The sequence below is a fragment of the Kitasatospora sp. NPDC018619 genome (genome assembly GCF_044391605.1).
In the GTDB taxonomy this organism is placed as follows: Bacteria; Actinomycetota; Actinomycetes; order Streptomycetales; family Streptomycetaceae; genus Kitasatospora.
On the sequence record NZ_JBISAI010000026.1, the window covers coordinates 1 to 25902 of the forward strand.

Annotated in this window: 22 protein-coding genes and 1 tRNA gene; 17 read left to right on the forward strand and 6 right to left on the reverse strand. The window is 73.5% G+C overall.

The genetic code is table 11. The annotated features are described in order from the left end of the window. From ACH5AR_RS29985 to ACH5AR_RS29995, 3 genes are all read left to right on the forward strand, one after another. Positions 1-88, forward strand: an 88-nt coding sequence (locus tag ACH5AR_RS29985; protein WP_157846636.1) for an acyl-CoA dehydrogenase family protein, incomplete at its 5' end; no start/stop codon positions are given. A gap of 143 nt (positions 89-231) precedes the next feature. Then, positions 232-915 (forward strand): TetR family transcriptional regulator, encoded by a 684-nt coding sequence (locus ACH5AR_RS29990; protein WP_396304745.1) that lies wholly within the window; start codon positions 232-234, stop codon positions 913-915. Between the two features lie 315 nt (positions 916-1230). Next, positions 1231-1500, forward strand: a complete 270-nt coding sequence (locus tag ACH5AR_RS29995) for a hypothetical protein (RefSeq protein ID WP_396304673.1) — start codon at positions 1231-1233, stop codon at positions 1498-1500. A gap of 137 nt (positions 1501-1637) precedes the next feature. Here the strand turns inward: ACH5AR_RS29995 and ACH5AR_RS30000 are convergent. Next, positions 1638-1722 (reverse strand) — tRNA-Leu (locus ACH5AR_RS30000). A gap of 292 nt (positions 1723-2014) precedes the next feature. Between ACH5AR_RS30000 and ACH5AR_RS30005 the strand changes: the two genes are divergently transcribed. The 3 genes from ACH5AR_RS30005 to ACH5AR_RS30015 all read left to right on the forward strand — a co-directional run bounded on the left by ACH5AR_RS30005 (position 2015) and on the right by ACH5AR_RS30015 (position 5096). Then, complete coding sequence (locus ACH5AR_RS30005; protein ID WP_396304674.1) at positions 2015-3346, forward strand: M20/M25/M40 family metallo-hydrolase; 1332 nt, start codon at positions 2015-2017, stop codon at positions 3344-3346. Between the two features lie 259 nt (positions 3347-3605). Beyond that, complete coding sequence (locus ACH5AR_RS30010) at positions 3606-3842, forward strand: chaplin (protein WP_396304675.1); 237 nt, start codon at positions 3606-3608, stop codon at positions 3840-3842. Between the two features lie 399 nt (positions 3843-4241). Continuing rightward, a complete protein-coding gene (locus ACH5AR_RS30015; protein WP_396304676.1) occupies positions 4242-5096 on the forward strand; it encodes a chaplin in 855 nt (284 codons plus the stop codon). 100 nt (positions 5097-5196) lie between these two features. On the opposite strand, the gene ACH5AR_RS30020 is transcribed toward ACH5AR_RS30015, so the two are convergent. Next, positions 5197-5406, reverse strand: coding sequence for a DUF5703 family protein (locus ACH5AR_RS30020; protein WP_224285495.1), 210 nt, complete (start codon positions 5404-5406; stop codon positions 5197-5199). Between the two features lie 363 nt (positions 5407-5769). Here ACH5AR_RS30020 and ACH5AR_RS30025 point away from each other — a divergent pair, with 363 nt between their 5' ends. Further along, positions 5770-6378 carry a hypothetical protein gene (locus ACH5AR_RS30025; RefSeq protein ID WP_396304677.1) on the forward strand — a complete coding sequence of 203 codons (609 nt, stop codon included), beginning with the start codon at positions 5770-5772 and terminating at the stop codon, positions 6376-6378. A gap of 76 nt (positions 6379-6454) precedes the next feature. Here the strand turns inward: ACH5AR_RS30025 and ACH5AR_RS30030 are convergent, their stop codons facing one another. Both ACH5AR_RS30030 and ACH5AR_RS30035 read right to left on the reverse strand, forming a co-directional pair. Continuing rightward, a complete protein-coding gene (locus ACH5AR_RS30030; protein ID WP_396304678.1) occupies positions 6455-8740 on the reverse strand; it encodes a helix-hairpin-helix domain-containing protein in 2286 nt (761 codons plus the stop codon). A gap of 59 nt (positions 8741-8799) precedes the next feature. Continuing rightward, positions 8800-9780: an aldo/keto reductase gene (locus tag ACH5AR_RS30035; protein ID WP_396304679.1), complete on the reverse strand. Its 981-nt coding sequence runs from the start codon at positions 9778-9780 to the stop codon at positions 8800-8802. 240 nt (positions 9781-10020) lie between these two features. Here ACH5AR_RS30035 and ACH5AR_RS30040 point away from each other — a divergent pair, with 240 nt between their 5' ends. After that, positions 10021-11067, forward strand: coding sequence for an LLM class F420-dependent oxidoreductase (locus ACH5AR_RS30040; protein WP_396304680.1), 1047 nt, complete (start codon positions 10021-10023; stop codon positions 11065-11067). Positions 11068-11095: 28 nt separating this feature from the next. On the opposite strand, the gene ACH5AR_RS30045 is transcribed toward ACH5AR_RS30040, so the two are convergent. Further along, a complete protein-coding gene (locus tag ACH5AR_RS30045) occupies positions 11096-12076 on the reverse strand; it encodes a magnesium and cobalt transport protein CorA (protein WP_396304681.1) in 981 nt (326 codons plus the stop codon). Between the two features lie 168 nt (positions 12077-12244). Here ACH5AR_RS30045 and ACH5AR_RS30050 point away from each other — a divergent pair, with 168 nt between their 5' ends. The 6 genes from ACH5AR_RS30050 to mshC all read left to right on the forward strand — a co-directional run bounded on the left by ACH5AR_RS30050 (position 12245) and on the right by mshC (position 17990). Next, positions 12245-12937 (forward strand): MSMEG_4193 family putative phosphomutase, encoded by a 693-nt coding sequence (locus ACH5AR_RS30050; RefSeq protein ID WP_396304682.1) that lies wholly within the window; start codon positions 12245-12247, stop codon positions 12935-12937. A 195-nt stretch (positions 12938-13132) separates the two neighbouring features. Then, the gene (locus ACH5AR_RS30055) at positions 13133-13696 is read left to right on the forward strand and encodes a DUF3090 domain-containing protein (RefSeq protein WP_396304746.1); all 564 of its coding nucleotides are present in this window, start codon (positions 13133-13135) and stop codon (positions 13694-13696) included. 44 nt (positions 13697-13740) lie between these two features. Then, positions 13741-14538: an SCO1664 family protein gene (locus ACH5AR_RS30060; RefSeq protein ID WP_396304747.1), complete on the forward strand. Its 798-nt coding sequence runs from the start codon at positions 13741-13743 to the stop codon at positions 14536-14538. A 118-nt stretch (positions 14539-14656) separates the two neighbouring features. After that, positions 14657-15586, forward strand: coding sequence for an AraC family transcriptional regulator (locus tag ACH5AR_RS30065; protein ID WP_396304683.1), 930 nt, complete (start codon positions 14657-14659; stop codon positions 15584-15586). A 124-nt stretch (positions 15587-15710) separates the two neighbouring features. Next, positions 15711-16544 (forward strand): carbohydrate-binding protein, encoded by an 834-nt coding sequence (locus ACH5AR_RS30070; RefSeq protein WP_396304684.1) that lies wholly within the window; start codon positions 15711-15713, stop codon positions 16542-16544. A 216-nt stretch (positions 16545-16760) separates the two neighbouring features. Further along, entirely contained in the window at positions 16761-17990 is a 1230-nt protein-coding gene (gene mshC, locus ACH5AR_RS30075; protein ID WP_396304685.1) for a cysteine--1-D-myo-inosityl 2-amino-2-deoxy-alpha-D-glucopyranoside ligase, read from the forward strand. Positions 17991-18127: 137 nt separating this feature from the next. On the opposite strand, the gene ACH5AR_RS30080 is transcribed toward mshC, so the two are convergent. Then, positions 18128-19081 carry a PAC2 family protein gene (locus ACH5AR_RS30080; RefSeq protein ID WP_396304686.1) on the reverse strand — a complete coding sequence of 318 codons (954 nt, stop codon included), beginning with the start codon at positions 19079-19081 and terminating at the stop codon, positions 18128-18130. Between the two features lie 608 nt (positions 19082-19689). Here ACH5AR_RS30080 and metH point away from each other — a divergent pair. From metH to ACH5AR_RS30095, 3 genes are all read left to right on the forward strand, one after another. Continuing rightward, positions 19690-23202, forward strand: a complete 3513-nt coding sequence (metH, locus tag ACH5AR_RS30085; RefSeq protein ID WP_396304687.1) for a methionine synthase — start codon at positions 19690-19692, stop codon at positions 23200-23202. 140 nt (positions 23203-23342) lie between these two features. After that, positions 23343-24047 carry an HAD family hydrolase gene (locus ACH5AR_RS30090; RefSeq protein WP_396304688.1) on the forward strand — a complete coding sequence of 235 codons (705 nt, stop codon included), beginning with the start codon at positions 23343-23345 and terminating at the stop codon, positions 24045-24047. Between the two features lie 222 nt (positions 24048-24269). Further along, a complete protein-coding gene (locus ACH5AR_RS30095) occupies positions 24270-25874 on the forward strand; it encodes an ABC transporter substrate-binding protein (protein ID WP_396304689.1) in 1605 nt (534 codons plus the stop codon). Positions 25875-25902: the final 28 nt, after the last annotated feature.

The window sequence follows — 25902 nt, forward strand, 5'->3', positions numbered from 1 at the left end:
GCGGATGATGCGGGACGCGAAGATCACGCAGATCTACGAGGGGACCAACCAGGTCCAGCGGATCGTGATGGCCCGCAACCTCCCGTAACCCGCACCGACGCGCCCCGACGGCCGACCGGAGCAGCCGGCCGACCGTCGGGGCCGACCCGTCGTGCCGATGCTAGGTTCCGGAGAATGAGCGAGAAGGAAGAGCAGGACCAGCCCATGACTGACGGGCCCTCGAAGCCGGCGATGCGCGAGGCGCTGGTGGCCGCGGCCTTCGAGCTCTTCCTGGAGCGCGGCTTCGAACAGACGACCGTCGACGACATCGTCTCGCTGGCCGGTGTCGGCCGGCGCTCCTTCTTCCGCTACTTCCCGGCCAAGGAGGACGTGGTCTTCCCCGACCACGAGCGCAGTCTCGCCGAGATGACGGAGTTCCTGGAGTCCGGCTCCGGCGAGGAGGACCCGGTCCGGCACGCCTGCGACGCCGCCCGCCTGGTCCTGCGGATGTACGCCGAACAGCCGTCCTTCTCCGTCCAGCGCTACCGCCTGACCCGCAAGGTGCCGGGCCTGCGGGCGTACGAGCTGTCCGTGGTCTGGCGCTACGAGCACACCCTGGCGGCCTACCTGCGCGGCCGCTTCGCCGACCGTCCGGACGGCCCGCTGCGGGCGGACGTGATCGCCGCGGCCGTCGTCGCCGCCCACAACCACGCCCTGCGCACCTGGCTGCGCTCGGGCGGTCAGAGCGACTGGGTGGCCGAGGTGGACGCGGCGATGGCCTTCGTCACCGGCACCTGGGGCGACCGCCCGGCCGAGAGCACGGCCGAGGGCGAGTCCGACGACGTGGTGGTGCTGGTCGCCAGCCGCCGGGCGCCGCTGTGGCGGATGGTCCAGGGCATCGAGAGCGCGTTGGGCACGGACGCCCACCGGCCGTAGCGCCCCGCCCGGCCGGCCCGGGGCGGTCCGCCACGGCCCCGGCCGACGGCCCGCCCGGGGCGAGCGCCGGGGGCGTCGGGCCGCCAAGGGAGCCGGTCCGCAGGGGGTGACGCGGAGTGCTCCGGCCGACTGATTCACGAGATGGGCGTACGAACTGTATTTCTGCTGATGGGCACGGCGTTTCTGACGGGCCGTGAGGCCGTACGGGTCCGGGCGCCGGTTGCGGCGGGATCGGGGGCGTGGCTCCCTGAATCCTGTGCGGGGCCGACCGGCACCGCCGCCCGTGAATCCCGAAACTCCGTGGAGGAGATCTTCATGCGTGCTCTCAAGCGAGTCGTGGCCGTCGGTGCCCTCACCGTCCCGCTCGTGATCGGCTGCGCCGGCCTGGCCTCGGCTCAGGAAGGCCTGGACGCGTCCTTCGGCAAGGGCCAGTTCATCGCGAACGAGAACGGTGCCGGCGTCGCCGCCACCGAGTCCTCCGTCAGCCCCGACGGGGTCTCGCACGCCGACTTCTGGATCTGGGCGGACGACACCGGCGTCTACGGCTCCTTCACGGGCTCGGGCGCCACCTGGCAGAACGGGTGAGGTAGCCCACGCCCCCGGAACCCGGGTTCCGGGAGAACCGCACCGGAAGAGCAGAGGACAGGAAAAGCCGAGGACCGGAAGAGCAGAGGATCGGAAAAGCAGAAGGGCCCCAGATCGAATCTGGGGCCCTTCGACAGTGTCCGAGGGGGGACTTGAACCCCCACGCCCGATAAAGGGCACTAGCACCTCAAGCTAGCGCGTCTGCCATTCCGCCACCCGGACGGGGTGTTGTCCTCGCGGCTTCCGATCTCTCGTCCGTCGCGCTGACAGATGTAACTGTAGCAAAGATCGGCTTGGGGTCCCAAAACGGTTCCGAGGCCGGGTGCGGGCCCGGTGGCGGGCGCAGGGGGCGGCCTGTGGCGGGGGCGTGACCAGGGGGTTTCGGGACCGTGCGGGGGGTGGATCGGGATCCGGGCCTGGGGGAGGATGGGCGGACGTGCTCGTACGGCCCGGGTGCAGGTCCTGGGGGTGGCGCGCTGGTGCGTCGGTTGCGGGCCCAAGACGAGGAGTGACCGTGAGCGAGCGGAGCGAGTCGGCGGCGCCGAAGGTGACGGCTGAGTCGGAGGTCGCCGGGATCTGTCGCGATCTGATCCGGATCGACACCAGCAACTACGGGGACGGCTCCGGGCCGGGGGAGCGCAAGGCGGCCGAGTACGTGGCCGAGCAGCTCGCCGAGTTCGGCCTCGAACCGAAGATCTTCGAGTCGGCCAAGGGGCGGGCCTCGACCGTGGTCCGGATCGAGGGCGAGGACCGCTCCCGTCCGGGCCTGCTGATCCACGGGCACACCGACGTGGTGCCCGCCAACGCCGCGGACTGGACCCACGACCCGTTCGGCGGGGAGATCGCGGACGGCTGCGTCTGGGGGCGCGGCGCCGTCGACATGAAGGACATGGACGCGATGACCCTGGCGGTCGTCCGCGACCGGCTGCGCACCGGGCGCAAGCCCCCGCGCGACATCGTGCTGGCCTTCCTCGCCGACGAGGAGGCCGGCGGCACCTACGGCGCGCGCTTCCTGGTGGACAAGCACCCGGGGCTGTTCGAGGGCGTCACCGAGGCGATCGGCGAGGTCGGCGGCTTCTCCTTCACGGTCAACGACCAGGTGCGCCTCTACCTGGTGGAGACGGCCGAGAAGGGCATGCACTGGATGCGCCTGACGGTCGAGGGCCGGGCCGGCCACGGCTCGATGGAGAACGACGACAACGCCATCACCGAGCTGTGCGAGGCGGTCGCCCGGCTCGGCCGGCACCAGTTCCCGCTGCGGATCACCAAGACCGTCCGGGCCTTCCTGGACGAGCTGTCGGACGCGCTCGGGGTCGAGCTGGACCCGGAGAACATGGACGAGACGCTGCGGGTCCTCGGCGGCATCGCCAAGATGATCGGCACCACGCTGCGCAACACCGCCCAGCCGACCATGCTCGGAGCCGGCTACAAGGTGAACGTGATCCCCGGTCAGGCCACCGCGCACGTGGACGGACGCTTCCTGCCCGGCTACGAGGAGGAGTTCCTGGCCGAGCTGGACAGCGTGCTCGGCCCGCGCGTGAAGCGCGAGAGCCTGCACTCGGACAAGGCGATCGAGACCGGCTTCGACGGCGCCCTGGTCGAGGCGATGCAGACCGCGCTGCGCGCCGAGGACCCGATCGCCCGTGCGGTGCCGTACTGCCTGTCGGGCGGCACGGACGCCAAGTCCTTCCAGGACCTGGGCATCCGCTGCTTCGGCTTCGCGCCGTTGCAGCTGCCGCCGGAGCTGGACTTCGCCGGGATGTTCCACGGCGTGGACGAGCGGGTGCCGGTGGACGGCCTGAAGTTCGGCGTCCGGGTGCTGGACCGCTTCATCGACGCCTGCTGAACGACTGATCAGGCGACTGGGTCGGCCCGCTCCCGGAGTGCCGGGGGCGGGCCGACCGCATTGTCCGAGCTGATGATTGTGGGACCGGGAAAAGGAGATCGACAGAAGCGATTCTGCTAGTGATTCCAAGCTGATCAATTGTGCGAGGCCTCACCGTTGCGGGTGAATGGGAGATCCACTCCGTACCCCGTTCGGCCGCAGCGTCGTTCATCCCTGTGCAGCCCGCCGAACGGGTTGCGTTGTCCATACAGGAGGAACGATGAAGGTCAAGAAGATCGCCGCTGTCACCGCCGCCACCGGTGGCCTGGTGCTGGCCGCCGCCGGTGTCGCGTCCGCTCACGCGGGCACCGAGGGTGTGGCCGCCGGCTCCCCGGGCGTGCTCTCGGGCAACCAGATCCAGGTTCCGGTGCACATCCCGGTCAACTTCTGCGGCAACACCGTCAGCGTCGTCGGCGTGCTGAACCCGACCTTCGGGAACCACTGCGCCAACGTCTGAGCCGCGCTCCGGGCCGACGGGGCCCGTTGAGCCGGTTCGGACCGGCCCCCGGGTGGCGGACGCGCCGCGCCGGGGGCGTTCGCGTTCCCGGCGGTCCACCGGCCGGTCCGCCCCGGTCGGCGGCCGTCCGCCCGTACCGGTCCGGACCGTGTCCGGTCGGCCCGTGGACCCGTGGATACACCGGGAGCGACACGATCGCTCGATCGGGTGAAGCCGAGAGGTTCGGCTCAACCTCCCCGTGGGGCTCTCGTTAACTCGTGTGCAGCCGAAGCCCTTGCGTGATTTACGGATATACCGAAATTCCGACTTTCTTGCAAGGTTCATGTCAAGTCGACACGTCATCTCGAAATGTCAGGGGAAAACATGAGGAATGTAGCCAAGAAGGGGATCCTCACGGCCGTGGCCACCGGCAGTGTGCTGGCCTCGACCGCCGGCTACGCCTACGCGGGTGGCGCCGAGGCGCAGGGGGTGGCCGCCGGCTCAGCCGGTGTGGTCTCGGGCAACTCGGTCCAGGTGCCGATCGAGGTGCCGATCAACGCCTGCGGCAACACGGTCGACCTGATCGGCTTGCTGAACCCGTCCTTCGGCAACCGCTGCGCCAACGTCAACGGCGGCGGCCACACGGCGGCCAAGCCCGTCCAGAGCGGCCGGCCCGGCGGCTCGGGCGTCACGGGCGGCGGCACCACCGGCGGTGGCCCCGGCACGGTCGACGGCTCCGGCACCGGGGGGAGCCAGGTGACCGGCCTGCCGGGCGCCGGCCTTCCCGGCACCGCCGTCCCCGGTGCCGCCGTGCCCGGCACCTCCGTCCCGGGGGCCGGGGCCTCCGGCGTCACCGCCAACTCGCCGGGCGTGATCTCCGGCAACAGCGTCCAGGCGCCGGTGGACGTCCCGGTCAACGCGTGCGGCAACTCGGTGAACGTGGTCGGGGTCGGCAACCCGGCCTTCGGCAACGACTGCGCCAACGTGGAGAAGGTCGCCCCGAAGCCGCCGGTCGAGGGCTGCGACGAGGCCTGCCCGACGCCGCCGCAGGTCTCCGCCGAGCGGGAGGTGGCGAACGTCGCGCGCACCGGGGCCACGGCCACCGCGGCCACCGCCGTCGAGCCCCCCGCCGCGGCTCCGCTCGCCGCTCCGGCGCCGACCGCCCAGCTGGCCTCCACCGGCGCCGGCGGCGTCGAGCTGCTCGGGGCCGCCGGCCTCGCGCTGCTGCTCGGCGGCGGCGTGCTCTACCGCCGGGCCCGGGCCGGCGCCCGCTGACCCGGAGAGGAACGCACCCGCGGCCGCCCGTTCACCGGGCGGCCGCCGGTGCGTGAGGGCTCCGGGCGGCCCGGGCGGCGGGGCCACCGCGCCCGGCCCGTCACCAGCTCCGGACCTGCCGGATGATCCGCCGCTTCAGCCGGACCGTCCGGCTGCCGTCGGGGAACAGCCTCAGCCGGTCGAGCTCCCAGTGCCCGTACTCGGCGTGCTCGGTGAGCAGTTGGCGCGCCGCGTTGCGCGTCGTGCCGCGCGGCATGCGCAGGGACTGGTACTCGTACTCCGGCTGCCGGACCGGCTTCCGTGGGGTCAAAACGCTCCTCCTGGGGATCACCTTCAGGCAAGCCTACGGCCTGCCCCGGACAGTCGGCCCGGGCATTTCCGGCCGTCCTCCCGCGCGGAGGGAGCGGCCCGAAGGACAGCGGCCCGGGTCGTCGACTGACAGTGCATCAGTCCTGCTGCCGCCGTGGAGGGGATACCCCGTCCCCGGCGCGCGAAGCGGCACCCGGACGGCCTCGGCGGGCCCACTGCGTGCCCTGCGCGCCCTCTTCGCGCCGGTGGCGCGTGGGGACGAAAGGGAAGGGATCGGACATCAGGGCGGAAGTTGCGGTGAAATCGCGGGTGTAGGTGACAACCGCTGTGCGTACCGACGCCGCGGGGAGATAGCGTCTGCACCATGTCTGATGCCGCGCAGCCCACCATTGCCGAGGTACGCGCCGCCGCTGAGGCGGTCAAGGCCGCCATCGACCGTCATCTGGAAGCGGTGTCAAGCCCCAACGCAGCCGATGATCCCGCCGTCTCCGCCGCCTACGAGCAGCTCGCGACGGCGGCCATCGCCTACGACCAGCTCCTGTACGAGGCGTACGACGAGGTCACGCCCTTCGAGATCCCCGGGGACGAGGGCCCCGGCGGGTACCACGGCCCCGACCAGCCCGAGGCGATCAGCGTGTTGATCCGCCGCGACTACCACGTCGTCGACCCCAAGCGGCTGCGCGCCCAGGCCGAGCGGTTGGACGAGTCGCTGACCCCCGGCGGTGCCGACGGAGCGGGCGGGGTGAACACCGCGATCGGTGTGCTGTTCGGCGAGTACGAGCCCGACGAGATCGCCGCCCGCGCCGAGGAGTTCGGCCTGGAGGAGGCCGACTCCACGCTCTGGGTCGCGGCCGCGGAGCCGACCGAGCCGGGCGAGTGGCTGCCGGAGCCCTTCGAGCACGCCGATCCCGAGCTGCTGATCTGCCGGTTCGACGTGAGCGAGGTCTACGACGACGAGGACCCGGACGACTGACGCCGTCCGGGACGGCCGACGGGCGGGCCCGGTGCCACCGGGCCCGCCCGTCGCGCGTTCCGCGCCCGCGCCGCGGTCAGTACGCCGAGGCGGCGGCGTTCTCGGCGAGGACCGCGCGCAGCCGGGTGGTGCGCGGCTGCGCCGGGCGCTCGGCGACGGCCTGGGCGAGCGCCGGGCCCGCCGCGTGCACCACGGACAGGTGCCGCTCGCCGCGGCCGAAGGCGGTGTAGACCCACTGCCGGGTGAGCACCGGGGCGGCGTCCTCCGGGACCACCACGACCGCGCCCGGCCAGCGCCGGCCGAGCGCCTGGTGGACGGTCAGTGCCCAGCCGTGCCGCAGCCTGGCGGCCTCGGCCGGCGGGACGGTACGGCGCGAGCCGTCCGGGTACTCCAGGTGCAGACCGGTGGCGTCGCCGTCCAGCACCCGGGCCGGGCGGGTGGTGCCGGGGGCGGGGGAGTCGACCACCCGGTCGCCCGGGTCGAAGCCGCCGAACCGGCCGGGGCCGGGGTTGAGCCGGGCCTTGGCGGCGGCGTTCAGCGCGCGGGTACCGGCCGGGCCGCCGTGGCCCGCGGTGAGCAGCACCACCTGCTCGGCCGGGATGCCCAGCGCGCGCGGAATGGAGTCGGTGAGCAGCTGGACGGCGCGGTGGACGGCCTCCCCGGCGTCCTTGGCGGTCAGGAGGACCACCTCCTTGTCCGGCGCCTCGACCGGCTGGAGCTCGCCGACGCCGACGCCGGAGACCAGTTCGCCGATCGGGCCGAAGTCCGGGGTGCGGGAGGCGACCGCCGGGCAGGCCTTGGCGGCCAGCAGGTCCGCGAAGAACCGGCCGGGGCCGGCCGACCAGAGCTGGCCCGGATCGCCGCTGAGCACCAGCCGGGTGCCGTCGGCCAGCGACTCCAGGACGGTGGCGGCCAGCTCGACGTCCAGCAGCGGGGCGTCCAGCACGACCAGCAGGTCCAGGGCGAGGGTGCCGTCCGGGGCGCGGCCGGGGCCGGCGGTGCCGGAGAGCAGTTCGGCGAGGGTGACGACGGCGGCCCCGGCCCCGGTGCCGCCGAGCGCGGCGAGGGAGTCCCGGCCCTGGTCGGTCCAGGTGGCGGCCCAGGCCCGCAGGCCGAGGCCGCGGGCTGCGGTGACCAGTGCCACCGGCTCGGCGCGGGCCGCCTCGCCGCCGGTGTGCAGCACCACGGCGCTGTCGGCGACGGCCTTGATCAGGGCGGTCGCGGAGGAGGACGAGGCGGCCTCGGCGGCGGCCGCCCAGGCGCTCGGGCCGGGGGCGGCAGGGCCCTCGGCCTGGGCCGGCCCGGCCTCCTCGGCCGGTTCGGCCTCCTCGCTGTCGGAGGCCCCGGCGGGGTCGGAGGCCTCGGGTGCGTCGGGGTCCTCGCCCGGGGTGAACGTGGCCATCAGCTGGAGCAGCTTCTCGGCGAGGCTGTCCTCCGCCATCGCCAGCCCGGCCAGCCCGAGCAGCGTCCGGGACGGTGCCTCGTCCTCCTCGTCGCCGCCCGCCGGGCGCGCCTCGGGGCCGGACAGCTCCTCCTGGAAGGAGAGCACCCGCCCGTCCTCGACGGCGGCCTGGATCGCGGCGGCCGGCTCGGGCATCCGGAGCCGGTCGAGCCCGGCCGCCACCTCGGCGAGCTCCAGGGCCGAGTGCCCGCGCAGCGCCGCCTGCTCCAGCAGCCACGGCACCAGCGCCCGGGCCCGGCGCGCGTCGCCCGGGCCGGCGTCGGAGCCGAGCAGCTCCCGGGCGAAGCCGTCCGCGTGTTCGGGACGCACGCCGGGCAGGCCCAGCACCGCCCACGGGTCCGCGCGCAGCCGCGCGGGCGCCTCCTCGCCGAGCGCGGCCACGGCGGCGGCCGCCAGCTCGGCCGGGGCGCCGCCGGCGGTCAGCACCTCGGCGGTGGCGCGGAGCGCCTCGGCGCGCTGTCGGTCGGACACCACCGGGGCGGGCGCGGCCGGAGCGGCCTGGGCAGCAGCCGGGGCGCGAGCCGGAGCCGGGGCGGCCGGGGGAGTCGGCTCGGGCCCCTCGGGCTCCCGGGCCTCCGCCGCGGGGGCCCCGTCCGCCGGGGCCCCCTTTCCCGCGATCCCCTCCGCGGGGGCCTCCTCCGCGGGGGTCCCCTCCGCCGGGGCCTCCTCCGCCGGGGTCCCCTCCGCCGGGGCGTCCTCCGCCGGGGCCTCCTCCGCGGCGGCCTCCGCCATCGAGGCCTCCGCGCGGGCGGCACCCGCCCGCGCGGCGCTCGCCGCGGCCTCCGGCGGCTGCATGCCGCGGATCCGCTGGGCCAGCTCCGCGAACTTCGCCGCCTTCTGCTCCGGGGTCAGCCGGGCCCCGGAGGTCACCTCCGGAGCGCCGTTCCCCGTGTCCGTCATCGTCGTCCGCTCCAAAGGTCACTCCACTGCAGGTTCTGCTCGACACCCCGGGCCGGGGGTCACAGCTCGGTCCACCCCTGGTCCGGGTAGCGGTGCACCGGCGACGAGATGTCGTCCAGTGCGCCACGGATCTCATCCGGAAGCGTAAGCGCCTCCACCGACAGCGCCGCCTGGAGCTGGGCCGTCGTCCGTGCGCCGACCAGGGCGCTCGCCACCCCCGGCCGGTCCCTGACCCAGGCCAGCGCGACGGCCAGCGGGCTGCTGGCGAGCCCGTCGGCGGCGGTGGCGAGGGCGTCCACGATCCGCCGCGAGCGCTCCCCGAGGTACGGCTGGACGAAGGCGGAGAGGTCCGCGGAGGCGCCGCGGGAGTCCTGCGGGACGCCGTGCCGGTACTTGCCGGTGAGCACCCCGCGCCCGAGCGGGGAGCCGGCCAGCACCCCGACCCCGCCGTCCAGCGCGGCGGGCAGCGCCTCCCGCTCGATGCCGCGCTGGAGCAGCGAGTACTCCAGCTGCGCCCCGGCCAGCGGCACCCGCCCGTGGTGGGCGCGCTGCCAGGCGGCGGCCTTGGCGAGCTGCCAGCCGCTGAAGTCGCAGACGCCGACGTAGCGGGCGCGCCCGGACGAGACGGCGATGTCGAGGGCACTGAGCGTCTCCTCGACCGGGGTAACCGGGTCGAAGGAGTGCACCTGCCACAGGTCGACGTAGTCGGTGCCGAGCCGGCGCAGCGAGGCGTCCAGGGCGCCCAGCAGGTGGCCGCGCGAGCCGTCGAAGCGGCGGGCGGACGCGGGGACGCTGCCGGCCTTGGTGGCGATGACGAGCTCGGAGCGGGGGACCAGGCTCTCGGTGAGCCGCGAGAGCAGGTACTCGGCGCCGCCGTCCGCGTAGACGTCGGCGGTGTCGACCAGGTTGCCGCCGGCGTCGACGAACTCCTTGAGCTGCTCGCCGGCCTCCTGTTCGTCGGTGTCGCGGCCCCAGGTCATGGTGCCGAGGCCGAGCCGGGAGACCTGAAGGCCGGTACGGCCGAGGTGACGCTTTTCCATCGGACGGGTCCTTCACTGGCCAGTGGCCGCGGGAGACCCGGCAGCCCTGTGAACGCGCAGGTGGGAAGAGTGCTCCCCACGTCGGCAGAGCGTAGCGGCCGGTGCGCGGACAGGGGTGCCGACCCGCAGAACGATCAACAGCACAGGTGTGACCCACCCCACCCCTACCCGTCAGTAGCATGTTCGGCGCGGGCGCGGCTACCCTCGCTGGCAACCCCAACCCACTGGAAGGTGCGGCAGATGCGACTCGGGATCAACCTCGGCTACTGGGGGCTCGGCATGGACGCCGACAACATCGCCGTGGCCCAGGAGGCGGACCGGCTGGGCTACTCGGTCTGCTGGGCCGCGGAGGCGTACGGCTCGGACGCCGCGACGGTGCTCAGCTTCGTGGCCGCGAAGACCGAGCGGATCGACGTCGGCTCGGCCATCTTCCAGATCCCGGCCCGCACCCCGGCCATGACCGCGATGACCGCCGCGACCCTGGACACCCTGTCCGGCGGCCGGTTCCGGCTCGGCCTCGGCGTCTCCGGCCCGCAGGTGTCCGAGGGCTGGTACGGGGTGAAGTTCGACAAGCCGCTCGCCCGCACCCGCGAGTACGTGGAGATCATCCGCAAGGCGATGTCCCGTGAGCGCCTCGTGCACGAGGGCGCGCACTGGACGCTGCCGCTGCCCGGTGGCCCCGGCAAGCCGATCAAGCTCACCGTGCACCCGGTGCGCGAGCACATCCCGCTGTACATCGCCGCGATCGGCCCGAAGAACCTGGAGCTGACCGGTGAGATCGCCGACGGCTGGCTCGGCATCTTCTTCTCGCCCGAGCACGCCGCGCTCTCCCTCGCCCCGCTGACGGCCGGCCGTGCCAGGGCCGGGAGGACGCTGGAGGGCTTCGACCTCTGCCCGACCGTGAACCTCGCGGTCGGCGAGGACGTCACGGCGGGCGTCGACGCCCTGCGCTCGTACGCCGCGCTCTACATCGGCGGCATGGGCAGCAAGGAGAAGAACTTCTACAACCAGCTCGCCCGGCGGATGGGCTACGAGCAGGCCGCCGACGAGGTGCAGGAGAAGTACCTCGCCCGGGACTACGCGGGCGCGGCGGCCGCCGTCCCGCACGACCTGGTCGACGCCACCTCGCTGATCGGCGACACCGCCCGGATCGCCGACCGGATGCAGGCCTACGCCGAGGCGGGTGTCAGCACCCTCACCCTGGCCCCGGCCGGGCTCACCCTGGACGAGCGGATCCGGGCGCTGCGCACCGGTGTCGAGGCCCTGGAGCGCGCCGGGCTGGCGTGACCCCGCGGCGGGCGGGCGGCACGGCGGGCTACAGCCAGTCGTGCCGCTTGAACACCCGGTGCAGCACCGCGCAGACCACCGCCATCAGCACCAGCACCGCCGGGTACCCCCAGACCTGGTGCAGCTCGGGCATGTGCTCGAAGTTCATCCCGTAGACGCCCGCGATCATCGTCGGCACCGCGGCCAGCGCCGCCCAGGCGGAGATCTTCCGCATGTCGTTGTTCTGCTGGACGCTGACCTGCGCCAGGTTGGCGTTCAGGATGTCGGAGAGCAGCCGGTCCATGCCGTCCACCTGGTCGTTCACCCGGGCCAGGTGGTCCGCGACGTCCCGCAGGTAGGGCGCGACCTCGGGGGTGACGAAGCGGGCGCCGCGCTGCAGGGCCAGCATCGGCTCCAGCAGCGGGCCGGTGGCCCGGCGCACGGACATCACCTGGCGCTTGTAGCCGTAGATCCGCCCGGCGGTGTCGCGGCCGACCCGGGCGGGGGAGAAGATGTCCGCCTCCAGCTCGTCCAGGTCGGTCTGGAGCGCGGCGGCGACCTCCATGTAGCCGTCCACGACGGTGTCGCAGACCGCGTGCAGCACCGAGCTGGGCCCGTGGCGCAGCCGTGCCGGGTCCTCCTCCAGGGCCGCCCGCAGGCCGCCGAGCGGGCTGTCCTCGCCGTGCCGGACGGTCATCACGAAGTCCGGGCCGAGGAAGGCCATCACCTCGCCGACCGTCACGACGTGCCCGCCGGGGTGGTAGCCGAGGGTCTTGAGGGCGACGAACAGCGAGCCCTGGTAGGCCTCCACCTTGGGGCGCTGGTGGGCGCTGACGGCGTCCTCGACGGCCAGCGGGTGCAGCCCGAACTCCCTGCCGACGCTGTCGAGTTCCTCGGCGGTGGGCTCGAAGAGGCCTATCCAGACGAAGCCCTCGGGGCCGGCCGTGCGGGCGGCGGCGAGCGCGCCGCCCGGGTCCTCGGGAGCGTCGAGCCGTCGGCCGTGGTGGTAGGCGGCGCAGTGGACGATCATGCGGGCCATTGTCACCCGAGTGGCGCCGTCCGGCACGGATCCGGGTGCCGCCGGTCCGTGGCGGCCGCTCGCGGCGCCGTGCGGACGGGCGGGGCGGGCGGGCCGCGCGGGCAGCACGACCGGCGGACCCGCTCCCGCGCCCGCGTCCGGAGGCCGTAGGCTGACCCCATGCCCACCCTGCTGCTCGTCCGCCACGGCCGCTCCACCGCGAACACCGCCGGGATCCTGGCCGGTTGGACCCCCGGCGTGGACCTCGACGACACCGGGCGGGCGCAGGCCGCCGCGCTGGCCGGTCGGCTGGCCGCGATCCCGCTGGTACGGGCGGTCAGCAGCCCGCTGGAGCGCTGTCGACAGACGCTGGAGCCGCTGCTGGCGGTCCGGCCCGAGCTGGGGCCGCCGGACGAGGACGAGCGGCTGGGGGAGTGCCACTACGGCGACTGGACCGGCCGCCCGCTGGCCGAGCTGGCCAAGGAGCCGCTCTGGCGCACCGTGCAGGACCACGCCGCCGGTGCCGCCTTCCCCGGCGGGGAGTCTCTGCGCGAGCTGAGCCACCGCACGGTGGACGCGGTGCGCGGGTGGAACCGGACGATCGCCGCCGAGCACGGCGAGGACGCGGTCTGGATCGCCTGCTCGCACGGGGACGTGATCAAGGCCGTGGTGGCCGACGCGCTCGGGCTGCACCTGGACCACTTCCAGCGGATCAGCGTCGAGCCCTGCTCGGTCACCGCGATCCGCTACACCCCGCAGCGGCCCTTCGTGCTCAGGATGGGCGACACCGGCGACCTCGCCTCGCTCGCCCCGGGGCCCGCCCCGGCCGCGGCCACCCCGGCCGGCGACGCGGTGGTCGGCGGAGCCGTCTGAACCGCGCCCCCGACGGGCCGACCGGGGCGGCCCCGTCCGGGCGGCACCGCCCACCTCCCCGGGTGCCATCCGCCCGCGGCCGCAGGCTCGGCTCCCCGGCCGGAGCCCGGAGGTCGTAGGGTGACTTACGAGTCCATCCGGCCGCGCTCCGCCCTCGGCGGAACCGCGCCGACCGACACGATCCGGAGCGAGAGCGTGCCCCGTCAGGTCTTCTTCTACGACCAGCCCGAGCGGTTCGTGGCCGGCACCGTCGGCCAGCCCGGTGCCCGGGCGTTCTACCTCCAGGCCAGTGCCCGGGGCCGGATCACCAGCGTGCTGCTGGAGAAGACCCAGGTCGCGGCGCTCGCCGAGCGCATCGAGGAGGTCCTGGACGAGGCGCTGCGGCGCAGCGGCGGCGACGCCGCCATCCCGGCCGCCGCCCCGCGGGACCTGCTCGACACCGCCCCGCTGGACCTCCCGCTGGAGCAGGAGTTCCGGGTCGGCACCATGGCCCTGGCCTGGGACAGCGTGGACGCCTGCCTGGTGGTCGAGGCGCAGGCGCTGGTCGAGGACGAGGAGGAGGGCGCCGAGGCGGTCTTCACCGACGACGAGAACGGCCCGGACATGCTGCGGGTGCGGCTGTCCGGCGCGATGGCCCGGGTGTTCGCCAAGCGCGCGCTGGACCTGGTCTCGGCCGGCCGCAAGCCCTGCCCGTTCTGCAACCTGCCGCTGGACCCGGAGGGCCACCTGTGCCCGCGCGCGAACGGCTACCGGCGCTGAACACCGAGACCCCGCCGCAGGCGGACCCGACGGCGGCCGCCGCGCTGGCCGCCGACGTGCCGACCGCCCTCGCCCTGCTGCGCCAGGGCGAGCTGACCGTGCACGGCCGGCTCACCGACGCGTCCAACGCCGCGCTGTACTGCACGGTCGCGCACGGCTCGCTGAGCGCGCAGGCCGTCTACAAGCCGGTGGCCGGCGAGCGCCCGCTGTGGGACTTCCCGGACGGCACGCTGGCCGGCCGCGAGGTCGCCGCGTACGAGCTGTCCGCCGCGACCGGCTGGGGGCTCGTCCCGCCCACCGTGCTGCGCGAGGGCCCGCACGGGCCCGGCATGGTGCAGCTGTGGGTCGAGCCGGACCCGGCGGCCGAGCCGCTGCTCGCGCTCCAGGACCCGCGCGGCCCGGAGGAGGGCTGGCTGCCGATCGTCCGGGCCGAGGTCGAGGGCGGGCGGACGGCGCTGCTGGTGCACCACGACGACGGGCGGCTGCGCCGGCTCGCCGTCCTGGACGCGGTGCTCAACAACGCCGACCGCAAGGGCGGCCACCTGATTCCGGCCGCGGACGGCCGGGTGTACGGGATCGACCACGGCGTCACCTTCAACACCGAGGGCAAGCTGCGCACCCTGCTCTGGGGCTGGGCCGGGGACCGGCTGCCGGACGAGGCGCTGGAGGTGCTCGCGCGGCTGGCCGAGCAGCTGGACGGCGAGCTCGCCGAGCGGCTCGCCCCGCACCTGACGGCGGCCGAACTGGACGCCACCCGGGCCCGGGTGGCGGGACTGCGCGGCTCCGGCCGGCACCCGCTGCCGTCGGAGGACTGGCCCGCGATCCCCTGGCCGCCGGTCTAGGGCGTGGGCGGCGGCCGGCGGGCGGCCGACCGGGTTGGCCGGGTGGTCTGGACCGGTTGCCGAAATCGGCGGACAGATGGTCTGGACCTGTCCCCGGAACAGGTCGCACACTGCTCCGATGGATGTGCGACGGACCACCCCCACCCCCCGAACCACGCCGGACCTGCCGTTGCACCGGCTGCAGGTCCCGCTGCCCCACCTGCTCCCCTTCGCCATCGGCAGCTTCGACGCGATCGGCCCGCTCTCCCGGGCCGGCTTCCCCCACCGGCACTCCTTCTACGAGATCGTCCACGTCACCGGCGGCCACGGCGCCCACGTCCTGGACCTCGTCCACCGGCCGCTGGCGCCCCCGCAGTTGTGCGTGATCACCCCCGGCCAGGTGCACTACTGGGCGGACGCCGAGGAGCTGACGGGCCGGGTCGTCCTGTTCAACGAGGACTTCCTGCTCGGCCACCCCCAGGACCTCGCCGCCCTGCGCGCCCTGGCCACCCGCCCGGCCCTCGCGCTCGGCGACCACGCCGACGCGATCGCCGGGCTGCTCGCCGACATGGAGCACGAGTACCGCACCAGGGGGCCCGGCTACCAGGGTGTGCTGCGGGCCAGCCTGCACATCCTGATCGTCCGGGCGCTGCGCGCCTGCGCCCCGGCCGACCGCCCGGCGGTGCCCAGCCGCCCGGCCGAAGTGGCCGCCGCCTTCACCCGGTTGATCGCCCGGCCGGGCGGGGTGCGGCACTCGGTGGCCTCCACCGCGCAGGAACTCGGCGTCTCCCCGGGGCACTTGCAGACCCTGGTCAAGCAGGCCACCGGCCGCACCCCCGGCGGGCTGATCCGCCGCCAGCAGACGCTGGAGGCCAAACGGCTGCTCGCCTGCACCGACCTGACGATACGTCAGGTCGCCAAGGAGGCGGGGTTCGTCGACCCGGCGTACTTCTGCCGGTTCTTCCGCCGGGAGACCGGGATGACCCCGGGGGAGTTCCGGGCGAGGGTCGACGGAAATCACCACGATCCCCGGATCATGTCCATCGCCGTCGCGCCGGACGGCCCGTAGTTTTGCTGCTGGCCACCGGTGGCCGGCCCGGCGCGCGCGGACGGGCGACCGGTCCGGCCCTTGTCATGCCCCCACCATGGCAAGGGCCGCCCCCACCCCCCGCCTCACGATAAGGAGACGGCGCATGCCCACGCCCGACGGCATGATCAGCCGCAAGACCGTCCTGAAGGCCGCCGCCGTGCTAGGGGCTGCCCCGCTGCTGGTCGGCGGCGGTGTCGCCCTGGCCCGGGACCAGATCGGCACCGGCGAGCCGCTCGCCTTCACCCCCGAGTGCCACGACGGGGACGCCCCCACCGTCGAGCAGATCGAGGGCCCGTACTTCAAGCCCAACTCCCCGCTGCGCAGCTCGATGGTCAACGACGGCCCCGGCACCCACCTGGTGGTCAGCGGCTACGTCTTCGGCCGTGCCTGCCGGCCCATCTCCGGGGTGCTGTTGGACTTCTGGCAGGCCGACGACGGCGGCAACTACGACAACGTCACCTACACCTTCCGCGGCCACCAGTTCACCGACGCCAACGGCGCGTACAAGCTGGACACCATCGTGCCCGGCCTCTACCCGGGCCGCACCCGGCACCTGCACGTGAAGCTCCAGGCGCCCGGCCGCCCGATCATCACCACCCAGCTGTACTTCCCGGGCGAGCCGCGCAACAACACGGACACCATCTACGACCCCAGGCTGCTGATGAACGTCCGGCAGAACGGGTCGACCCGGGAGGCGAGCTTCGACTTCGTGCTGAACGTCGCGCAGACCCCCGGCACGCCGAGCCCCTCGCCCACCGCCACCCCGACCGGTGGCCCCAGCACGCCGCCGCCGAGCGGCACCTGGGCCGCGGGCACCGCGTACAAGGCGGGCGACCGCGTCACCTACTCCGGCGTCTCCTACACCTGCCTCCAGGCGCACACCGCCATGGCCGGTTGGGAGCCGCCGAACGTGCCGGCCCTCTGGCAGCGGTCGTAGCGGCTCCGACCGCGTCCCCCGGGGGCGCCGGGCGCCCGGTCGGCGGCAGGGCCGGCCGGGCGCTCAACCCTGTCCGGAGCCGGGGGAGGGGCGTCACGAACCGCCAGTTCCGTGCAGTACCAGCCGGGAAACCGTCAGGCAATGGCAGGAAGCGAATCCAGTCGATCTTCCGGACTGGTTAGGCTTTCAAATGTTCGCAAGGTTAAAGTTGTTCCCATGCATGCCTGGCCCGCCTCCGAGGTTCCCGCCCTGCCTGGTCAGGGGCTCCCCCTCCGCATCCACGACACCGCAGCGGGCACGGTCCGGGAGGTCGTGCCGCTGGACGGCACCGCCCGGATCTACGTCTGCGGCATCACGCCCTACGACGCGACCCACATGGGCCACGCCGCCACCTACAACGCGTTCGACCTGGCGCAGCGCGTCTGGCGCGACGGCGGTCACGACGTCCTGTACATCCAGAACGTGACCGACGTCGACGACCCGCTGCTCGCCCGCGCCGTCGAGACCGGCCAGGACTGGACCGCGCTCGCCGAGCGCGAGACGGCCCTGTTCCGCGAGGACATGACCGCGCTGCGGATGCTCCCGCCGGCCCACTACATCGGCGCCGTCGAGTCGATCCCGTGGATCGTCCCGATCGTCCAGAAGCTGCTGGCCTCCGGCGCCGCGTACCGCGTGGACGGCGACATCTACTTCTCCGTCGACGCCGACCCGCACTTCGGCGAGGTCTCCGGCCTCACCCGCGAGGCCATGCGCCCGGTCTTCGCCGAGCGCGGCGGCGACCCGGACCGCCCCGGGAAGCGCAACCCGCTGGACGCCCTGCTCTGGCTGGCCGCCCGCCCGGGCGAGCCCGCCTGGGACACCGAGCTCGGCCACGGCCGCCCCGGCTGGCACATCGAGTGCGTCGCCATCGCGCTGCAGTACCTCGGCATGTCCTTCGACATCCAGGGCGGCGGCAGCGACCTCTCCTTCCCGCACCACGAGATGGGCGCCGCGCACGCCCAGGTCGCCACCGGCACCCACCCGTACGCCAAGGCGTACGTGCACGCCGGCATGGTCGCCCTGGACGGCCACAAGATGTCCAAGTCCCGCGGCAACCTGGTGTTCGTCTCGGCGCTGCGCCGCGAGGGCGTCGACCCGGCGGCGATCCGCCTGGCGCTGCTCGCGCACCACTACCGGGCGGACTGGGAGTGGACCAAGGGCACCCTGGACGAGGCCGTCGAGCGCCTCGGCCGCTGGCGTGCCGCGGTCTCCCGCCCGGACGGCCCCGCGGCCGAGCAGCTGCTCGCCGAGGTGCGCGAGGCGCTCGCGAACGACCTGGACGCGCCCGCTGCGCTGGCCGCGGTCGACCGCTGGGCGTCCCGGCAGGAGGCCGAGGGCGGCACCGACACCGGCGCGCCCGGCCTGGTGACCCGCACCGTGGACGCCCTGCTCGGCGTCGCGCTGTGATCGCGCGGCGCTGACCCCGGCGCCGTCACCCCGCGGCGCCGAACCCGGCGCCGTGACCGCGCACCACGCGCCGAAGGGGCGTCGGGACTCCCGTCCCGACGCCCCTTCGGCGCGTGCGGCCCGCGCCCGCCCGCGGGCTACTCCTCCTCGGCGCCGTCCTGGCTCTCCCGGGTGCCGCCCGGGCCCTCCGGATCGGCCGGCCGCTCCGCCGTGGCGTGCCCGGCCACCGGCTTCTCGCCGGTCGGCCCGACGTTCTCCCGGCGGCGCAGGTAGCGCTCGAACTCGCGGGCGATGGCGTCGCCGGAGGCCTCCGGCAGCTCCGCGGTGTCCTGCGCCTCCTCCAGCTGCTGGACGTACTCGGCGACCTCGCTGTCCTCGGCGGCCAGCTGGTCCACGCCGAGCTGCCAGGCCCGGGCGTCCTCGGCCAGCTCGCCCGGCGGGATGCGCAGGTCCAGCAGGTCCTCCAGCTTGTTGACCAGTGCCAGGGTGGCCTTGGGGTTCGGGGGCTGCGAGACGTAGTGGGGCACCGCGGCCCAGAGCGTCACGGCCGGCACCCCGGCGTGGGTGCAGGCCTCCTGGAGCACCCCGACGATGCCGGTGGGGCCCTCGTAGCGGCTCTCCTCCAGGTCCAGCCGGCGGGCGAGCTCGGGGTCGGAGGTGACCCCGCTGACCGGCACCGGGCGGCTGTGCGGGGTGTCCCCGAGCAGCGCGCCCAGGATCACCACCAGTTCGACGCCCAGCTCGTGCGCGAAGCCCAGCAGCTCGTTGCAGAACGAGCGCCAGCGCATGCTGGGCTCGATGCCGCGGACCAGGACGACGTCCCTGGTGGTCGGCTCCGTCACCCGGACCACCGAGAGCCGGGTGGTGGGCCAGGTGATCCGGCGCACGCCGCCGTCCAGCCAGATCGTGGGCCGGTTGACCTGGAAGTCGTAGTAGTCCTCCGCGTCCAGGGCGGCGATCACCTTGCCGCCCCAGGTCTCGTCCAGATGCGCCAGAGCCGCGGAGGCGGCGTCGCCCGCATCGTTCCAGCCCTCGAACGCGCAGACCATCACCGGGTCGATCAATTCGGGAACATCTTCCAGCTCGATCACCCAGCGTCTCCCTCCGGTCGGCGGTCGGACCGGCGCCGCCCCGGCTGGCCTGCCCGGGCGCCGACCGGCCGGCTGCCGACTGTCGAACCTCTCGTCTCCCGTGGAACGCCGCGCTCCACGGTCCCTACCTGCCCAGCCTACGGGCTTTGATGCGCACCGCGGCCGGGCACCGGGACAGTGTGGGGGAGCGGGCCGCCGCGATCCAGCGGATATCGACCCGCCCCGGCTGACGGCCCGTCAGCAGGCCGGTGGGGGCGGAGGGCGTCCGGACGGCCACGCGGCGTGCCCGGCGCCCTGGCCGGACGGGCGCGGGCGGCCCGGTTCCGGCGCCGCCGCGTCCGTCCGGCCGCGCCGCGCCGCCGTGAGAACGCCTGGTCCACGCCGGCCGCGGCCGGTCCGCGGCGCCCGGAAGGGGGCCTCCGGGGCCCGGTCGGTGCCCCGCGCGGAGGCCCGGAACCGGCCCGCCCGCTTGCTCGCCCCTTGCGGTCGAGCGCTCAGGATACGGAATGGGACGGCGGACCGACCCGTGGGCCGGATACCCTGGCCCCGTGCGGGCCCGAGCAAGCGGGTTCGCAAAGCCGACAGCCGTCGCACCAGGGAGAAGCCCCATGGCCACAGCAGCCACCCCGTCCATCACCCAGCAGAGCCGCGCGAACGCGCTGCGTGAAGCGCTCGGCACCCGGGTGGTGGTCGCCGACGGTGCCATGGGCACCATGCTCCAGGCGCAGGATCCGACGCTGGAGGACTTCCAGAACCTCGAAGGCTGCAACGAGGTCCTCAACGTCACCCGCCCGGACATCGTCCGGTCCGTCCACGAGGCCTACTTCGGGGTGGGCGTGGACTGTGTGGAGACCAACACCTTCGGCGCCAACTTCAGCGCCCTCGGCGAGTACGACATCTCGGAGCGGATCTTCGAGCTCTCCGAGTCCGGCGCCCGGATCGCCCGCGAGGTGGCCGACGCGCACACCGCCGCCGACGGCCGCACCCGCTGGGTGCTCGGCTCGATCGGCCCCGGCACCAAGCTGCCGACCCTCGGCCACGCCCCGTACGGGACGCTGCGCGACGGCTTCCAGCAGAACGCGGCCGGGCTGATCGCCGGCGGCGCCGACGCCCTGCTGGTCGAGACCAGCCAGGACCTGCTCCAGACCAAGGCCGCGATCCTGGGCTCCAAGCGCGCCCTGGCCGAGGCCGGGCTGGACCTGCCGGTGTTGGTGCAGGTGACGGTGGAGACCACCGGCACCATGCTGCTCGGCTCGGAGATCGGCGCCGCGCTCACCGCGCTGGAGCCGCTCGGCGTGGACTACATCGGCCTGAACTGCGCCACCGGCCCGGCCGAGATGAGCGAGCACCTGCGCTACCTGGCCAAGAACGCGCGGATCGGCCTGTCCTGCATGCCGAACGCGGGCCTGCCGGTGCTCGGCAAGGACGGCGCCCACTACCCGCTCTCCCCGGCCGAGCTGGCCGACGCCCACGACGTGTTCACCCGCGAGTACGGCCTCTCGCTGGTCGGCGGCTGCTGCGGCACCACCCCCGAGCACCTGCGGCAGGTGGTCGAGCGGGTCCAGGGCCGCCCGATCGCCGCGCGCGACCCGAAGCCCGAGCCCTCGGCGGCCTCGCTCTACCAGGCCGTGCCGTTCCGCCAGGACACCTCGTACCTGGCGATCGGCGAGCGCACCAACGCCAACGGCTCGAAGAAGTTCCGCGAGTCGATGCTGGCCGGCGACTGGCAGGCCTGCGTGGAGATCGCCCGCGACCAGATCCGGGACGGCTCCCACCTGCTGGACCTCTGCGTGGACTACGTCGGCCGCGACGGCGTCGCCGACATGAAGGAGATCGCCGGCCGGCTGGCCACCGCCTCCACCCTGCCGATCGTGCTGGACTCCACCGAGCCGCCCGTGCTCCAGGCCGGCCTGGAGGCGCTCGGCGGCCGCGCGGTGCTCAACTCGGTCAACTACGAGGACGGCAACGCCCCGGACTCGCGCTTCGCGAAGATCGCCTCGCTGGCCCGCGAGCACGGCGCCGGCCTGATCGCGCTGACCATCGACGAGCAGGGCCAGGCCCGCACCGCCGAGCTGAAGGTCGCGATCGCCGAGCGGCTGATCGCCGAACTCACCACCGACTACGGCATCGACGAGGGCTCGATCCTGGTCGACTGCCTCACCTTCACCCTGGCCACCGGCCAGGAGGAGTCCCGCCGGGACGGCATCGAGACCATCGAGGCGATCCGCGAGCTCAAGCGCCGCCACCCGAAGGTGCAGACCACGCTCGGCCTGTCCAACATCTCCTTCGGCCTCAACCCGGCCGCCCGGGTGGTGCTCAACTCGGTCTTCCTGCACGAGTGCGTCGAGGCGGGCCTGGACTCGGCGATCGTGCACGCCTCCAAGATCCTGCCGATCTCCCGCATCCCGGAGGACCAGCGCGAGGCCGCGCTCGACCTGGTCTACGACCGCCGCCGGGACGGCTACGACCCGCTGCAGCGCCTGCTGGAGCTGTTCGAGGGCGTCTCCACCGCCTCGGTGAAGGCCTCCAAGGCCGAGGAGCTGGCCGCCCTCCCGCTGGAGGAGCGACTGCAGCGCCGGATCATCGACGGCGAGCGGGCCGGCCTGGAGGCCGACCTGGACGAGGCGCTGACCGTGCGCCCCGCGCTGGAGATCATCAACGACACCCTGCTGGCCGGCATGAAGGTGGTCGGCGAGCTCTTCGGCTCCGGCCAGATGCAGCTGCCGTTCGTGCTCCAGTCCGCCGAGGTGATGAAGACCGCGGTGGCCCACCTGGAGCCGCACATGGAGAAGTCCGACAGCGAGGGCAAGGGCACCATCGTGCTGGCCACCGTCAAGGGCGACGTCCACGACATCGGCAAGAACCTGGTCGACATCATCCTGTCCAACAACGGCTACAACGTGGTCAACCTGGGCATCAAGCAGCCCGTCTCGGCGATCCTGGACGCCGCGCAGGAGCACAACGCGGACGTCATCGGGATGTCGGGCCTGCTGGTGAAGTCCACGGTGATCATGAAGGAGAACCTGGAGGAGCTGAACCAGCGCAAGCTGGCCGCGAGCTTCCCGGTGATCCTCGGCGGCGCGGCGCTCACCCGGGCCTACGTCGAGCAGGACCTGCACGAGATCTACGAGGGCGAGGTCCGCTACGCCCGGGACGCCTTCGAGGGCCTGCGGCTGATGGACGCGCTGATCGCGGTCAAGCGCGGCGTGCCCGGCGCGGCCCTGCCGGAGCTCAAGCAGCGCCGGCACGCCCGGGTCGAGGTGGCGGAGCCGGAGCCCGAGGTCAACCTCGGCCAGATCCGCTCCGACGTCGCCGTCGACAACACCGTGCCCACCCCGCCGTTCTGGGGCGACCGGATCGTCAAGGGCATCCCGTTCGCGGACTACGCCTCCTGGCTGGACGAGGACGCGCTGTTCAAGGGGCAGTGGGGCCTGAAGGCCTCCCGTACCGGCGAGGGCCCCACGTACGAGGAGCTGGTGGAGACCGAGGGCCGGCCGCGGCTGCGGGCCTGGCTGGACCGCCTGCAGACCGAGGGCTGGCTGGAGGCCGCCGTGGTCTACGGCTACTACCCGGCCAACTCCAAGGGCGACGACCTGATCGTCTTCCACGAGGACGGCACCGAGCGCACCCGCTTCACCTTCCCGCGCCAGCGGCGCGGGCGCCGGCTCTGCCTGGCCGACTTCTTCCGCCCGGAGGAGTCCGGGGTGCGGGACGTCGTGGGCCTCCAGGTGGTCACCATGGGCAACCGGATCTCGGAGGCGGCCAACGAGCTGTTCGCCGGCAACTCCTACCGGGACTACCTGGAGCTGCACGGCCTCTCGGTGCAGCTGGCCGAGGCGCTGGCCGAGTTCTGGCACGCGCGGGTCCGCTACGAGCTGGGCTTCTCCGGCGAGGACCCGCAGGACGTCAAGGACATGTTCGCGCTCAAGTACCGCGGCGCCCGCTTCTCGCTCGGCTACGGGGCCTGCCCCGAGCTGGAGGACCGGGCCAAGATCGCCGAGCTGCTGAGGCCGGAGCGGATCGGCGTGGTTCTCTCCGAGGAGTTCCAGCTCCACCCGGAGCAGTCCACCGACGCGATCGTGATCCACCACCCCGAGGCGAAGTACTTCAACGCCCGGTAACGCGCGGTTCGCGTCGCGTTCGCTCCTTCCGGACGGAGCGGGCGTATCCTTGATGATCCTGAACGGGCCGGTCCGCTCACCTGCGGGCCGGCCCGTGCCTTCCCCGGGGCCGCCCCGGGCCTGCCGGAAGGACCCCTGCCATGACGACCAGCCCCACCGCCACGCGCATCCTCGACCACGGGGACGGCCGCGGGCTCCAGGCGGTGCTGCTGGACATGGACGGGACGCTGGTCGACACCGAGGACTTCTGGTGGCAGGCCGAGGCCTCGCTCTTCGCCGAGCTGGGCCACCAGCTGGACGAGGCGGACCGCGCCCACGTGGTCGGCGGCCCGATGGCCAGGGTGATGGAGTACCTGGTCGCCCGGACGGGCGCGGACATCGCCCCGGCGGACCTCGGGGTGCTGGTCAACCAGCGCTTCGTCGACCTGCTGGCGGGGGGCGTGCCGCTCATGCCGGGCGCCGAGCGGCTGCTCAACACCCTTGCCGCGCACGGCATCCCGGCCGTCCTGGTGTCCGCCTCGCACCGGCACGTGATCGACGTCGTGCTGCGCTCGCTGGGCGCCGAGCGCTTCGCCTTCAGCATCGGCGGGGACGAGGTGCCGCGCACCAAGCCGTTCCCCGACCCGTACCTGGAGGCGGCCCGCAGGCTCGGCGCGGAGCCGGCCCGCTGCGTGGTGGTCGAGGACACCCCGACCGGCGTACGGGCGGGCGAGGCGGCCGGCTGCCCGGTGATCGCGGTGCCCTCGGTGGCGCCCGTCGAGCCGGCTCCGGGGCGGCTGGTGCTGCCGTCGCTGGAGCAGGTCGACCTCGACCTGTTGCGCTCCCTGGTCGCCTCGCGGGTGTGATTGTCGTCTCACTGCGAGGCGTTCCTACTCGCCGGTAGGCGGCCCGGCGAGCCCCTGCGCGGATGCCGCCGGGGGAGAAAACGGTCATTGAATGACAACTCGTCGGGCAAGTCGTCGTGCCCCGAACTGTCGTGTCCCAAACGTCATCTGCACGCGTACCGGTCGTGCGTGTTCGATATGGCACGCTACTCCGAGTTCGTGCCACCCAGAAGGACGCGCCTCGTGAAGACTTCAGCTGAACGCCTGGCAGTACTCGGTTGCGCCGGCCTGGTCGCCGTGTCGGTCGCGGGCTGTGGATCGGTGACCGACGTGGTCAAGGGGGACAGCGGCAAGTCGATCACCATGGGCACCAGTCAGCTGACCGGTGTCCTGGACCCGGCCGGCGCCTACGACGCCGGCTCCTGGCTGCTGCTGCGCAACACCTTCCAGTCGCTGCTCACCTTCCAGGCCGCCTCCAGCGCGCCCTCCCCGGACGCCGCGCAGTCCTGCGAGTTCACCAGCAGTGAGGCCACCGAGTACCACTGCACCCTGAAGCCCGGTCTGAAGTTCTCCAACGGGCACCCGCTGACGGCCCAGGACGTGGTGTTCTCGATCGAGCGCACCAAGAAGATCAACGACCCGACCGGTCCGGTCGAACTGCTCGACTCGATCAAGTCGGTCGAGGCCAAGGGCGACAACGAGGTGCTCTTCCACCTCTCCGCCCCCGACGCCACCCTGCCGGCCAAGCTCGCCAGCCCGGTCGGCGCCATCGTGGACCACCAGGCCTACCCGGCCGACAAGCTGGTCGCCAACGACAAGCTGGTCGGCTCCGGCCCGTACCGCTTCGACTCGGTCGAGAACCTCAACGGCAGCAAGCAGCTGGGCAAGGTCGTCCTGTCGGCGAACGACAAGTACGGCGGCGAGGCCAAGCTGCGGAACAACAAGTTCACCGTGCGGTACTTCGACAAGGCGGAGGACCTGAAGGCCGCGCTGGACCGCAGCGAGGTCGACCTCACGGACAACAGCCTGGAGCCGAACACCGCCGCCCAGGTCCGCTCCGACCAGCAGGGCGGCAAGGCCGACCTCCAGGTGACCGAGGGCGACAGCAACGACACCCGTTCGCTGGTCCTCAACACCAAGGACCCGCTGATGAGCAACGTCGCCGTCCGCCAGGCCATGGCCCAGATGATGGACCGCAAGGCGCTGGCCCGCGACGTCTTCGCCCGCACCGTCCAGGCGCTGTACTCGATGGTCCCGGCCGGCCTGCCCGGCCACACCACGGCCTTCTTCGACCGCTACGGCGACCAGGACGTGAACAAGGCCAAGAAGATCCTGACCGACGCCAAGGTCCAGACCCCGGTCAAGTTCACCCTCACCTGGTCCCGTTCGCGCGCCGGCAGCAACGAGGCCGAGACACTGAAGAAGCAGCTGGAGACCGGCGGCCTCTTCCAGGTGACGCTCGTCCAGGAGCCGGACTGGGAGACGTACCGCAAGGGCTGGACCGAGGGCAAGTACCAGGCGTACGTCATCGGATGGTTCGCCGACTACCCGGACCCGGACAACTACCTCGCCCCGCTGCTGATCAACGGCGGTGCGTACCACCACGGTTGGGACGACCCGCGGATCAGCGGCAAGCTGGTGCCGGACGGCCTCAAGCAGACCGACCGCAGCGCCGCGGCCGCCACCTACGCGCAGATCCAGGCGATCGAGGCCGAGAGCGTGCCGCTGATCCCGCTGTACCAGAACAAGTCCTTCTTCGCGGCCCGCTCGTACGTCACCGGCGTCGAGTCCACCGTGGACACCACCGGCTACTTCCGCTTCTGGGAGATCAGCCGGAACAACAAGTAGCGCCCGCGGAGCACGGCGGCCCGCCCGC